Raw genomic sequence first — 12,491 nt, 5'->3', positions numbered from 1 at the left:
GTGGATCTAGTCTGGACATCTTTTGCCACGAATGGAGTCCCCATGTTCGACAGCCAGGAAGAGCTGCTGCGCCGCATCCACACCGATTTGATGGATGGCTACGACGAAGAGCTGGAAATGGAGATGGAGGACCGGGTGGAGGAGCCGCAGGATGCGGGGGCCCTGATGCAGCACAAAGCGGCCCGGCAACAATACTTTCGTGAGCTGTTCCGGCTGCAAGCCGAGCTGGTGAAGCTGCAGGATTGGGTGGTGGCCACCGGGCACAAGGTGGTGATCGTGTTCGAGGGGCGCGATGCGGCGGGCAAGGGCGGCGTGATCAAACGCATCACCCAGCGCCTGAATCCGCGCGTGTGCCGTGTGGCCGCACTGCCCGCGCCCAACGACCGCGAGCGCACACAGTGGTATTTCCAGCGCTACGCGGCGCACCTGCCGGCCGCCGGCGAGATGGTGCTGTTCGACCGCAGCTGGTACAACCGCGCCGGCGTCGAGCGCGTCATGGGCTTTTGCAACGACGAGCAGTACGAGGAGTTCTTCCGCTCGGTGCCCGAGTTCGAAAAGATGCTGGTGCGTTCGGGCATCCAGCTCATCAAGTACTGGTTCTCCATCTCCGACGAAGAGCAACACCTTCGTTTTCTGGGCCGCATCCACGATCCGCTCAAGCAGTGGAAGCTCAGCCCCATGGACCTGGAAAGCCGCCGCCGCTGGGAGCTCTATACCAAGGCCAAAGAGGTGATGCTGGAGCGCACCCACATCCCCGAGTCACCGTGGTGGGTGGTGCAGGCCGATGACAAGAAAAAAGCTCGCCTGAATTGCATTCACCACCTGCTGGAGCAGATGCCGTATGGCGAGGTGGAGCGCGCCACGATCACGCTGCCCGAGCGCGTGCGACACGAGGGCTACCGGCGCCACCAGGTGCCCGGCGAGATTTACGTACCGCAGGTGTATTGACCGCCAAACAAAAAAAGCCCGCGACCGCGGGCTTTTTGTTGAGTCAGTGGGCTTACTTGTAGCCCACGCGGTCCAGCATCTGTTGGACCTTGGTCATGTTTTTGGCGACCACGCCCAAGGGCACGGTTTCGGCCTTGAAGTTGTCACCGCCCATGGCCTTGATGGCTGGGTTGGCGATCTTCAAGCCCTTGGCGGCCGGGAACTCGTTGTTGCCGTTGGCAAAATAGTCCTGCGCGAACGGGCTGGCCAGGAACTCCATGAACTGCACGGCGTTGTCGCGGTTCTTGGCGTGCTTGGCCACGGCCGCGCCAGCGATGTTCACGTGTGTGCCGGTGGTGGCCTGGTTGGGGAACATCACGCGCACCTTTTCCATCGTCGCGCGGTCTTCCGGCTTGTCCGACTTGATGAGGCGCGCGATGTAGTAGGTGTTGCTCAGCGCCACGCCACATTCACCGGAGGCAACGGCCTTGATCTGGTCGGTGTCACCACCTTTGGGAGCGCGGGCCATGTTGTCCACCACACCCTTGAGCCATGCTTCTCCTTTTTGGTCGCCCAGGCGCTCCACCACGGTGGCGAACAGCGAGAGGTTGTACGGATGCGAGCCAGAGCGTGTGCAGACCAGGCCCTTGAGCTTGGGGTCGGCGAGCTGTTCGTAGGTCGCCACGTCGGCGGCTTTCACACGCATCGGGTCGTACACGATCACGCGGGCGCGCGTCGAGAAGCCAGTCCAGGTCACGCCGCCTTCGCCCGGGGTGGCACGCAGGTTGGCGGGAATAGCGGCATCGAGCTTGGCCGACTGGATCGGTTGGAACAGGCCCTGGCTGTCGGCCGAGGCCATGCGGGCAGCATCCACCAACAGGATCACGTCGGCAGGCGAAGCGGCGCCTTCGGCACGCAGGCGCGCCACGATGCCGGCGTCGTCGGCGTCCACACGGTTGATCTTGATGCCGGTGGTTTTGGTGAAGGTGTCGTACATCACCTCGTCGGTCTGGTAGTGACGGGCCGAATATAGGTTGAGCACCTTGTCCTGTGCCTGCGCCTGGCCGTGCAGGCCGAGCGTGGCGGCCACGGCAGCCAGGGCAATCGAGAGTTTGCGGAACGAAGTCATGGGGATCCTCGGGAGTTGAAAAATTAAAGAAACAGGAGGTACTTGCTCGGCATGTGCCCACGGGGCTTGCCGGATAATGGGAATGATGCTAACACTAACGCGAATTGTTCTCAATAAGTATTGGAAAGCTTGGGGTTTTGTGCTGAGCCTGGCCTTCCTGACAGCTTGCTCCACGGTGCAAGGGCCTGCGGCGGTGCCGCCCGTGTCACCGCCGCAGCAGGAGCCCGTTGTGAAGCCGGTCATGCGGGCGCCCCGCCTCGGTTTGGCGCTGGGCGGCGGCGCGGCGCGGGGTTTTGCCCATGTGGGCGTGATCCAGGTGCTGGAGGAAAACGGCATCCGCCCTGACCTGGTGACGGGTACCTCGGCGGGCAGTCTGGTGGCGGCGCTCTACGCCAGTGGTAAGACTGCCACCGAGCTCGAACGCGTGGCCATGAGCATGGACGAGGTGACCCTGACCGACTGGGCCCTGCCCATCCTGGGGCGCGGCCTGCTGCGTGGCGATGCGCTGGCGCGTTATGTGAGCCAGGCGGTGGACGGCCGCGTGATCGAGAAAATGGCGCTGCCCCTGGGTGTGCTGGCCACCAATCTGGGCACCGGGCAGGGCGTGCTGTTCCGCCGGGGCGACGTGGCGCAGGCCGTGCGCGCCTCCAGTGCCGTGCCCGGTCTGTTCGCACCCGTGGGCATAGCCGGACGCGAGTATGTGGACGGTGGTCTGGTGGCGCCCGTGCCCGTGCAGCAGGCGCGCGACATGGGGGCCGAGGTGGTGCTGGCGGTGGACATCTCCAGCGCCCCCGAAGGCAATCTGGCGGTGGGCAACATCCGCGTGCTGCTGCAGACCTTCGCGATCATGGGACAGAGCATCAACCGCCACGAACTGGCCACCGCCGATGTTGTGGTGCGCCCGGCGCTGGCGGGCGTGGGCAGTGCCGACTTCGCTTCGCGCAAACGCTCCATCGACGCGGGCAGGGCGGCGATGCTCGCAGCCCTGCCGCAACTCAAGACCCAGCTGGCGCGGTTGAAACCGGTCAATGTCGCTCGACCATAAAAAAAGCCCCTGCCTTGCGGCGGGGGCTTAAGGGGTCCGATGAAATCGAATTTCGAAAAGGACCCGAGGAGACAACCAGAAGAACGGGTTTGATCTGAAACCTGTTCCCGTGAGAGTCAGGCAGATCGTGCAGTGATGCTAGTTTGCGGCCTGAATGAAAACTTCAAGCGGCCGATCAACGGCACAATCAACCGGTTGTTCAGCGCTTTTTGGCGACCGACTTCGAAGCGTTGACGGCCGAGGTCGTCACGGTATTGAAGTTGGCTTCGGCCATTTCGGTGGCTTGCTTGACAGCCTTCTGCACCGATTCCATGGCGTTGTTGGCAGCGGAGACGGCGCTCTTCATCACGGCCACGGCGGATTCGGAACCGGCCGGTGCGTTCTTGGAAGCGTTGTCGACGACGGCCATGAATTTCTTCTGGGTATCGCTGGCCTGGGCTTCAGCGGCCTTGCCGAACTCGGCAGTCGTGCCTTGAGCGATGTCGTACAGGTGGCGGCTGTAGGCCACGGTCTTTTCGGCCAGAGGCTGCATCAGGCTGGCTTGCAGCGTCAGCAGTTCCTGAGCGTCTTTGACGCTGAGGAGGGCCTGGGTGCTGTTGGCGGACTCGGACAGGGCGGCCTTGGTGGCTTGCACGTTGAGTTCAACCAGCTTTTCCACGCCTTCGAAGGCTTTCTGGGTCAGACCGAAAATGGTCTCGATGTTGGCTTTCTGGGCGGCAATCATTTGTTCGGCGGTCAGCATATTCGTACTCCTAAACTTGGGTAAAACAGGGTTTAGTTGAAGGCTGCTGGGAACATCGCGCTGTCTGGACGCTTTTGCTTTTTGTTCACATTGCTGCACTGCAACATAACCGCGATTATAGGGATTACCCGCAACCGCGCAAGCGGTTTTTGCTGCGCTGCACCATTCTAGATGGGGTGGCCTAAAAGGCGCGCTTGCCCAATAAATACCCGAGGCGGACACAATCCGTTGTCCTCCTGACCACAGCACGCACCGCCTTGCAAGCCTTCTACGCCGACCACTTCGTCCTGCCGCTACCCGCGGGGCACCGGTTTCCCATGGCCAAGTACGCCCGACTGCGCGAGCGCCTGGCCCGGGAGCTGCCGCAGGTGGAATTGCTCGAAGCCCGCCCGGCCAGCAACGGCGAGCTGGCGTTGGTGCACACCCCGCTCTATATAGAAGCTGTGCGCACCGGCACCCTGGCGCCTGCTGCCCAGCGGGAGATCGGATTCCCGTGGAGCCCTGCCATGGCCGAACGCGCGCGCCGTTCGGTGGGAGCCACGGTGCAGGCATGTCGCCGTGCCATGGACGGCACGGGCCTGGCCGCCAACCTGGCCGGAGGTACCCACCACGCCTACGCCGACAAGGGCAGCGGCTTCTGCGTCTTCAACGACGCGGCCGTGGCCGCTCGCCTGATGCAGGCCGAGCACGCACGCGCCAACCGTGCGCGTGGCATGTTGCGCGTGGCCATCGTTGATCTCGATGTGCATCAAGGCAATGGCACGGCGCGGATCTTTGCTCACGACGATTCGGTGTTCACGCTGTCACTGCACGGTGCGAGGAACTTTCCTTTTCGCAAGGAGCCGAGCGACCTGGACGTGGAACTGCCCGATGGCTGCGGCGATGCCGAGTACCTCGACGCACTCGAGCGCGCGCTGGAAGAGTTGGAGCGCCGCTTCGAGCCTGGGCTGGTGATCTACCTCGCCGGAGCCGATCCGCACGAAGGGGATCGGCTCGGGCGCCTCAAGCTCACGTTCGACGGCATGGAGGCGCGCGATCGGCGCGTGATGGACTGGGTCTGGACCCGCCGCCTGCCGATGGCTTTCGTGATGGCCGGAGGCTATGGCACCGACATGGAAGCCACCGTGCAGGTGCAGATGAACACCTACCGCACGGCGGTGCAATACCACAGGCGCTGGCGAGGGGTGTCTGCGTCCGGGATGACGGCTGCGACAGCTTCGGGCGACCCGCGCTGGCACAATTCCGCGCCATGAGCAGTCCAGCGCCGGTCGCACGCCCCCAACCCTTGCCGCGCAGTGCCTACCGCGTCCTGCGTTCCATCACCACCCGCTGGGCCGACAACGATGTCTATGGCCACGTGAACAACGTGGTGTACTACAGCTGGTTCGACACCGTGGTCAACGCTCACCTGATCGAGCAGGGCGCGCTCGACATCCACGATGGCCCGGTGATCGGGCTGGTGATCGAAACCCAGTGCAACTACTTTGCGCCGCTGGCCTTCCCACAAACCGTGTGGGCCGGTCTGCGTGTGGCGCACCTGGGCAAGTCCAGTGTCCGCTACGAGGTGGGCCTGTTCGCCGATGGTGCAGACCTGGCTGCCGCCTGTGGCCACTTCGTGCATGTCTACGTCGACCGGCAGACCCGCCGTCCTGTGTCCTTGCCCGAAGCTTTGAAGACAACCCTGGAGACCTTGCTATGAGCCACAACCCCACCGCGACCGTGATCGATCCGGTCAGTGTCGACGCGGCGATCACCAGCCGCATGTCGGTGCGCGCCTTCCTGCCGCAGCCAGTGCCGCGCGCCACCATCGAACACTTGCTGCAGGTGGCCAGCCGCGCGCCTTCGGGCACCAACACCCAGCCGTGGAAGGTCTATGTGTTGCAGGGCAAGAGCCGCGACCTGCTGTCGGACAAGGTCTGTGCCGCGCACGACGCGCTGCGCGCCGATCCGTCGCTGGCCGCGGAGTACCGGGAGGAATACGACTACTACCCGGAGAAATGGGTCAGCCCCTACATCGACCGTCGGCGTGAAAACGGCTGGAGCCTGTACGGGCTGCTGGGCATCACCAAGGGCGACAAGGACAAGATGCACGCGCAGCACCAGCGCAACTACCGCTTCTTCGACGCACCGGTGGGCCTGATGTTCACGCTGGACCGCGTCATGGGCCGCGGCTCGCTGGTGGACTACGGCATGTTCCTGCAGAACATCATGGTCGCCGCGCGTGGTCATGGCCTGCACACCTGTCCGCAGGCCGCGTGGAACGGTTTCGCCAAGATCATCCTGCCGCACATCGGTGCCGGCGATAGCGAAATGCTGGTCTGCGGCATGGCCCTGGGCTTTGCCGACCAGACCGACAAGGTCAACGGATTCCACACGCCGCGCGAGACCGTCGAGTCGTTCACGACCTGGCTGGAATAATCGTGCCTTTCCCCCTTTCTTTTCAATCACAGGAGACACCATGAACACCACCCCCAGCGGCCTGCAATACGAAGACACCGTGGTCGGCACTGGCGAGCTCGCCCAGGCAGGGCGCCCCGTGCAAGTGCACTACACGGGCTGGCTCTTCAACGACGGTGTGCAGGGCGCCAAGTTCGATTCAAGCAAGGACCGTGGTCAACCGTTTGAGTTTCCGCTGGGAGCGGGCCACGTGATCAAGGGCTGGGACGAAGGCGTGCAGGGCATGGCCGTGGGTGGCACGCGTCGCCTGGTGATTCCCGCCGCGCTGGGTTATGGCGCGCGCGGTGCCGGTGGTGTGATTCCGCCCAACGCCACGCTGCTGTTCGAAGTGGACCTGCTCGCGGTCTGAGCGATCCCCATCCGGAGAAACCCATGAACAAGAAAAGCGTGCAGGCGCTGGCCCTGGCCGGCGCACTGCTGCCCGGCCTTGCGCGCGCGGCTGATCTCGACGGCGCTCAGTTGTCGGTGTTGTGGGGCGTGCCGTTCGCGGGCGTGCTGCTATCCATCGCCCTGATCCCATTGGTGGCGCCCCTCTTCTGGCACCACCACTTCGGCAAGGTGGCCGCCGCCTGGGGCCTGGCCTTTCTGGTCCCTTTTGCCATCACCTTCGGTCCGGCGGCAACCGGGGTGGCCGTGGTGCACGCCGCGTTCGCCGAGTACATCCCGTTCATCATTCTGCTGACCGCGCTGTTCACCGTGGCCGGCGGCATCTTCGTGCGGGGCAACCTGCACGGCAGCCCGCTGCTCAACACCGGCTTGCTGGCCTTGGGCGCATTGCTGGCGAGCTTCATGGGCACCACCGGTGCGTCGATGCTGCTGATACGACCACTGATCCGTGCCAACGACAACCGCAAGCACCAGGTGCATGTGGTGGTCTTCTTCATCTTCATCGTCTCCAACGCCGGCGGTGCGCTCACGCCGCTGGGTGACCCACCGCTGTTCCTGGGTTTCCTCAAAGGCGTGGATTTTTTCTGGACCGTGACGCACCTCTGGAGCCACACGCTGTTTCTCATTGGTGCATTGCTGGCGTTGTTCTACGCCATCGACTGGTGGTGCTACCGTCGTCGCGAGGAGACCCGCCCGGAGGACCCCACCCCTGACACGCAGCGCCTAGGGTTCGATGGCTCGGTCAATTTCGCGTTGCTGGGTGTGGTGGTCTTTCTGGTGTTGCTCAGCGGTTTGTGGAAGTCGTCGGTGGTGTTCAACATCGCCGGTACCGAAGTCGGCCTGCCGGGCATCGTGCGCGACATCGGCCTGATCGTCGTCACGCTCGTCTCGCTCAAGATCACGCCGGCCAGTGCGCACGACGGCAACCAGTTCGGCTGGGGCCCGATGCAGGAAGTGGCCAAGCTGTTTGCCGCTATCTTCCTGACCATCATTCCGGTGATCGCCATGCTCAAGGCGGGTGTGAACGGGCCGTTTGGCGCGGTGGTTGGTGCCGTCACCAACGCAGACGGCACCCCCAACCCGGCCATGTACTTCTGGGCCACGGGCGTGCTCAGCTCGTTCCTCGACAACGCGCCAACGTACCTGGTGTTCTTCAACACCGCGGGTGGGGATCCGCAGATGCTGATGACGACCATGGCCTCCACACTGGTGGCCGTCTCGGCCGGTGCTGTGTTCATGGGCGCCAACACCTACATCGGCAACGCACCCAACCTCATGGTCAAGGCCATCGCCGAAGACCGCGGTGTGAAGATGCCGAGCTTCTTTGGCTACATGGCCTGGTCGTTCGGCATCCTGGTGCCGCTGTTCGCCCTCATGACCTGGCTCTGGTTCATCTGATTTTCTGGAGACATATCCATGGCGCAAAAGCCTTCCATTCTTGTCAGCCGCAAGATTTTCCCCAACGTTGTTGACCATCTGCGTCAGCATTTCGAGGTCGACACCAACGACACCGACAGTGTGTTGACACCCGCCGAGCTGATCGCACGCCTGCAAGGCAAGGTGGGCGCGCTCACCACCGGCAGCGAGCGCATTGACGGCGCGGTGGCGGCGGCCTGCCCGCAGCTGCGGATGGTGGCCAACATCGCCGTGGGCTTCAACAATTTCGATGTGCCCGCCCTGAGCGCGGCAGGTGTGCTGGCCACCAACACGCCCGATGTGCTGACCGAAACCACGGCCGACTTCGGCTTCGCGCTGCTCATGGCCACCGCCCGGCGCCTGACCGAGAGCGAGCATTTTCTGCGCGCCGGAGAGTGGAACCGTTGGGCGCTCGACATGTTCGCTGGCGCCGAGGTGCACGGCAGCACGCTGGGCATCCTGGGCATGGGCCGCATTGGTCAGGCCATTGCGCGCCGTGGCGCCCATGGCTTCGGCATGAAGGTGATCTATCACAACCGCTCGCGGCTTGATGCCGCGCTGGAGGCCGAATGCAAGGCCAGCTACGTGGACAAGACCACGCTGCTCAAGACGGCAGATCACCTCATCCTGGTGCTGCCCTACAGCCCGGAAAACCACCACACCATCGGCACGACCGAGATCGCGCAGATGAAGCCCACCGCGACGCTGGTCAACATCGCGCGCGGTGGCATCGTGGATGACGCAGCGCTCGCGCTGGCCCTGCGCAACCGCGTGATCGCCGCCGCTGGCCTGGATGTGTTCGAGGGTGAGCCCAAGGTACACCCCGATCTGCTGACCGTGCCCAACGTGGTGCTCACGCCGCACATCGCCAGCGCCACCCTCAAGACGCGCCAAGCCATGGCACAGCTCGCCGCCGACAACGTGATTGCCTACCTCACGCAAGGCAAACCGCTGACGCCGCTCAACGCCGAGATCCTGGGCAAGGGCGCGCGCTGATGACCGACTCGGCGCTGCTCATCGCACTGCTGGTGCTCGCCGCCATCGGCGTGCTCTTTCAGGCAGCGCTGTGGCTGCGCAAGCCGGAAGCGGATGCAGATGAACTGGCGCACCGGCAAACGCTGCTGGCTCAATTGCAGCAGACCGGTCAGCGCGTGGAGCGCATCGAGAGCGAGCTGCGCCGCGAGATGGCAGAAGGCTCGCGCACCGCTCGCCAGGAACTGCAGCAGACCCTGGCCACATTCCAGGAGGCCCTCACCAGCCAGGGGGCAGAGGCCACCCGCACGCAGAACGCACAGATCGACGCCTTCGCGCAGCAACTGGTGCAGCTGCGAGGCACCCTGGGCGACACGCTCACGCGCCAGTTGCAGGACCTGAGCGAAGCCAACTCGCGCCGCCTGGCCGAGGTGCGCGCCACGCTGGAGGCGCAACTGATGCAGCTGCAGCAAGGCAACGCCGCCAAGCTCGACGAGATGCGCGCCACGGTCGACGAAAAACTGCAGAGCACGCTGCAGGCGCGCCTGGGCGAGAGCTTCAAACAGGTGGCCGACCGGCTGGAGCAGGTGCACAAGGGCCTGGGCGAGATGCAGACGCTGGCCCAAGGCGTGGGCGACTTGAAGCACCTGCTGACCAATGTGAAGACGCGCGGCATGTTCGGCGAAGCGCAACTCTCCGCATTGCTGGAGCAGGTGTTTGCGCCCGACCAGTACGCCACGCAGGTCATGACCAAACCGGGCAGCCGGTTCACGGTGGACTTCGCGATCAAGCTGCCCGGTCGCGGGGACGCCGGCGTGCCTTGCTGGTTGCCGATCGACGCCAAGTTTCCGAACGAGGACTACGAGCGCTTGCTCGACGCGCAACAGCGTGCCGACGCTGAAGGCGCCGAGATCGCGGCGCGCGGTCTGGAACAGCGCATCAAGCTGGAAGCCAAGTCCATGGCCGACAAGTACCTGGAGCCGCCGCACACCACCGACTTCGGGATCCTGTTCCTGCCCACCGAAGGCTTGTACGCCGAGGTGCTGCGCCGCCCCGGCCTCATGGAGGTGTTGCAGCGTGAATACCGTGTGACGCTGGCCGGGCCGACCACGCTCATGGCCATGCTCAACTCACTGCAGATGGGCTTTCGCACACTCGCGCTGGAGAAACGCTCGAGTGAGGTCTGGCAGGTGCTCGGTGCGGTCAAGACCGAGTTCGGCAAATTCGGCGATGTGCTGGCGCGGGTGAAGAGCCAGACCCAAACCGTGCTCAACACCCTGGACAGCGCGGAGACGCGCAGCCGCGCCATGGGCCGTGCGCTCAAGGCGGTGGAGGCGCTGCCGCAGGACCAGGCCAGCGCGCTGCTGCCGCTGGACCCCAACGATCCCGGGGACGCTTGAACCCAACGCTGCGCTCAGATCTGGCGCGGTTGATTGCGGCGCAGATCTGTCTGCACGCCTGCATGACCGGCTTTCGCATGGCTGCGCCCTTGATGGCGCTGCGCGAGGGTTACAGCCCGGCGGCGGTGGGCATGTTGCTGGCCTTGTTTGCGCTGGCGCCGGTGTTCATGGCCTTGCCGGCCGGGCGTTACGCTGATCGGCGCGGGCTCAAGAAACCCGTGGCCATGGCGGTGGGCATCGCATCGGCGGGCGCGGCGGCGGCGGTGGCTTTCCCGGTGTTTGGTGTGCTGTGTGTCACCGCGCTCACCTGCGGCGCGGCCACTGGGCTGGCCATGATCGCGCTGCAGCGACATGTGGGGCGTCTGGCGAACAACGCCACCGAACTCAAGCAGGTGTTCAGCTGGATGGCCATCGGCCCGTCCATCTCCAACTTCCTGGGGCCGTTCGCTGCGGGCGTGATGATCGACAGCTTCGGGTTTCGCGCGGCTTTCCTGCTGCTGACTTTGCTGCCGTCGCTGGCCTGGTTCTGGGTGCGCCACACGGTCGAGCATGAACCGGTGGCACCCGAGCTGCGCCAATCCAGCGGCTCGTCATGGAACCTGCTGAAGGATGCCGGCTTTCGCAAGCTCATGCTCATCAACTGGATGCTGTCTTCTTGCTGGGACGTGCACACCTTCCTGGTGCCCGTGCTGGGTCATGAGCGCGGCCTGAGCGCTACCGTGATTGGTTCCATCCTGGGTGCGTTTGCGCTGGCTGCCACCGCCATCCGCGTGCTCATGCCCTGGCTGGCCGCGCACCTGCGCGAATCCGTGGTGATCGGCTCGGCGATGGGAGCCACCGCGCTGCTGTTTGCCGTGTATCCGCTGGTGCACGCGGCCTGGGCCATGGCAGCGCTGTCCATCCTGCTGGGACTGGCGCTGGGCTCGGTGCAGCCCATGATCATGAGTTCTCTGCATCAGATGACCCCGCACCACCGCCATGGCGAGGCATTGGGTCTGCGAGCGATGGCCATCAACGGCTCGAGCGTCGTGATGCCGCTGCTCTTCGGCTCGGTGGGCGCGCTGGTGGGCGTGGGCGCCGTGTTCTGGATCGTGGGCGCTGTGGTGGGCGCGGGCTCGCCGCTGGCCTGGAGCTTGCGCACGCCGGCGGGCGAGCAGCCGCAGCGCGAGCCTTAGCGTCAGTCCGCGTGGGCGGGCTGCTTGGCGGCCTTGGGCGCCGGGCGGCGCGTGGCGCGGGTGGCGCGGGTGGTGCGGGTGGTGGGCAGGGTGAGACCCAGCCCGGCCAGGTAGGCGTCCACCGTGTGGCGTCCGCTTTTCTCCAGGTCAAACGCCAGAGGGTCCAGCAGCCAGTTCTGGATCAGTCCATCCAGGATCACATGCAGACCCAGCGCCGCGGTGGGCAGTGGCATGGGCAACTGGATGTCTTCGCGGCGCACCGCTTCGCGCAGGGCTTCTTCGATCATGGCCATGCACTCGTTGCGCACCTGGAGGTGGCGGTCGCGCACCGCCTGCATTTCGGACACGTACTCCACCTTGTGCGTGGCCACCTCGAACACGCGTCGGGTCTGTTCATCTGTGGCGGTCTGCCTGAGCGCGTTCATCATCGAGTCGCGCAGCGAGAGCAGGGGGTTGGCCGCAGTTTCAGCCGTGCGCGCCGTACAGGCCAGCGCGCCTTCCAGCGGCATGGTCACTCGCTCCATCATGGCGTTGAACAAGTCGGCCTTGTCCTTGAAGTGCCAGTAGATCGCCCCGCGCGTGGTGCCGGCGGCGGTGGCAATGTCGTTGAGCGACGTGCGCGAAACGCCATGAGCCTGAAACAAATGCTCTGCAGCATCCAGCAGGGTGTTGCGTGTCACCAGCGCATCGGCTTTGGTGCGTCGAACCATGGTTGTGTCTCCAGATTGCATTCCCGTGGGGGATAGCTGGAACTATACATACATTCTTGTATGTATGTATACTTCGCCGTTTTGCGATAGAGCAAGTCGTCAGGGTATTCCCTGCCTTGTGTGCCTCGCCC

At 64.6% G+C, this 12,491-nt stretch carries 13 protein-coding genes; 10 read left to right on the top strand and 3 right to left on the bottom strand.

Annotated features, from left to right (window positions below):
- The first annotated feature begins 42 nt into the window (after nucleotides 1-42).
- Nucleotides 43-948 carry a polyphosphate kinase 2 gene (gene ppk2 / locus ASE11_RS15665; protein ID WP_056273432.1) on the top strand — a complete coding sequence of 302 codons (906 nt, stop codon included), beginning with the start codon at nucleotides 43-45 and terminating at the stop codon, nucleotides 946-948.
- Between the two features lie 52 nt (nucleotides 949-1,000).
- On the opposite strand, the gene ASE11_RS15660 is transcribed toward ppk2, so the two are convergent.
- Nucleotides 1,001-2,056, bottom strand: coding sequence for an extracellular solute-binding protein (locus ASE11_RS15660; RefSeq protein WP_056273429.1), 1,056 nt, complete (start codon nucleotides 2,054-2,056; stop codon nucleotides 1,001-1,003).
- A gap of 241 nt (nucleotides 2,057-2,297) precedes the next feature.
- Between ASE11_RS15660 and ASE11_RS15655 the strand changes: the two genes are divergently transcribed.
- The gene (locus tag ASE11_RS15655) at nucleotides 2,298-3,101 is read left to right on the top strand and encodes a patatin-like phospholipase family protein (protein ID WP_235501317.1); all 804 of its coding nucleotides are present in this window, start codon (nucleotides 2,298-2,300) and stop codon (nucleotides 3,099-3,101) included.
- 199 nt (nucleotides 3,102-3,300) lie between these two features.
- Here the strand turns inward: ASE11_RS15655 and ASE11_RS15650 are convergent, their stop codons facing one another.
- A complete protein-coding gene (locus ASE11_RS15650; protein ID WP_056273426.1) occupies nucleotides 3,301-3,843 on the bottom strand; it encodes a phasin family protein in 543 nt (180 codons plus the stop codon).
- Nucleotides 3,844-4,100: 257 nt separating this feature from the next.
- Between ASE11_RS15650 and ASE11_RS15645 the strand changes: the two genes are divergently transcribed.
- The 8 genes from ASE11_RS15645 to ASE11_RS15610 are packed head-to-tail and all read left to right on the top strand — an operon-like array spanning nucleotide 4,101 to nucleotide 11,650.
- Nucleotides 4,101-5,096, top strand: a complete 996-nt coding sequence (locus ASE11_RS15645; RefSeq protein WP_056273421.1) for a histone deacetylase — start codon at nucleotides 4,101-4,103, stop codon at nucleotides 5,094-5,096.
- Nucleotides 5,093-5,542 (top strand): acyl-CoA thioesterase, encoded by a 450-nt coding sequence (locus ASE11_RS15640; RefSeq protein ID WP_056273418.1) that lies wholly within the window; start codon nucleotides 5,093-5,095, stop codon nucleotides 5,540-5,542. Before ASE11_RS15645 ends, ASE11_RS15640 begins: the two co-directional genes overlap by 4 nt.
- Complete coding sequence (locus tag ASE11_RS15635) at nucleotides 5,539-6,261, top strand: nitroreductase (protein ID WP_056273415.1); 723 nt, start codon at nucleotides 5,539-5,541, stop codon at nucleotides 6,259-6,261. Before ASE11_RS15640 ends, ASE11_RS15635 begins: the two co-directional genes overlap by 4 nt.
- A 40-nt stretch (nucleotides 6,262-6,301) precedes the next feature.
- On the top strand, nucleotides 6,302-6,649 hold the full coding sequence (locus ASE11_RS15630; RefSeq protein ID WP_056273411.1) for an FKBP-type peptidyl-prolyl cis-trans isomerase: 348 nt from the start codon (nucleotides 6,302-6,304) through the stop codon (nucleotides 6,647-6,649).
- A gap of 23 nt (nucleotides 6,650-6,672) precedes the next feature.
- A complete protein-coding gene (locus ASE11_RS15625; protein ID WP_056273409.1) occupies nucleotides 6,673-8,085 on the top strand; it encodes a sodium:proton antiporter in 1,413 nt (470 codons plus the stop codon).
- An 18-nt stretch (nucleotides 8,086-8,103) separates the two neighbouring features.
- Nucleotides 8,104-9,099: a 2-hydroxyacid dehydrogenase gene (locus ASE11_RS15620; RefSeq protein WP_056273406.1), complete on the top strand. Its 996-nt coding sequence runs from the start codon at nucleotides 8,104-8,106 to the stop codon at nucleotides 9,097-9,099.
- Nucleotides 9,099-10,475 carry a DNA recombination protein RmuC gene (gene rmuC, locus ASE11_RS15615; protein WP_056273401.1) on the top strand — a complete coding sequence of 459 codons (1,377 nt, stop codon included), beginning with the start codon at nucleotides 9,099-9,101 and terminating at the stop codon, nucleotides 10,473-10,475. Before ASE11_RS15620 ends, rmuC begins: the two co-directional genes overlap by 1 nt.
- Entirely contained in the window at nucleotides 10,472-11,650 is a 1,179-nt protein-coding gene (locus ASE11_RS15610) for an MFS transporter (protein ID WP_082585768.1), read from the top strand. The genes rmuC and ASE11_RS15610 overlap by 4 nt, the downstream gene beginning before the upstream one ends.
- 2 nt (nucleotides 11,651-11,652) lie before the next feature.
- Here ASE11_RS15610 and ASE11_RS15605 read toward each other — a convergent pair whose 3' ends face one another.
- Nucleotides 11,653-12,360 (bottom strand): TetR family transcriptional regulator, encoded by a 708-nt coding sequence (locus ASE11_RS15605; protein ID WP_082585767.1) that lies wholly within the window; start codon nucleotides 12,358-12,360, stop codon nucleotides 11,653-11,655.
- Nucleotides 12,361-12,491 lie beyond the last annotated feature (131 nt).

Source organism: Hydrogenophaga sp. Root209 (assembly GCF_001428625.1).
GTDB lineage: Bacteria > Pseudomonadota > Gammaproteobacteria > Burkholderiales > Burkholderiaceae_C > Hydrogenophaga.
The sequence above is the reverse complement of the archived record's forward strand: the minus strand, read 5'-3'. Positions and strand labels throughout refer to the sequence as shown.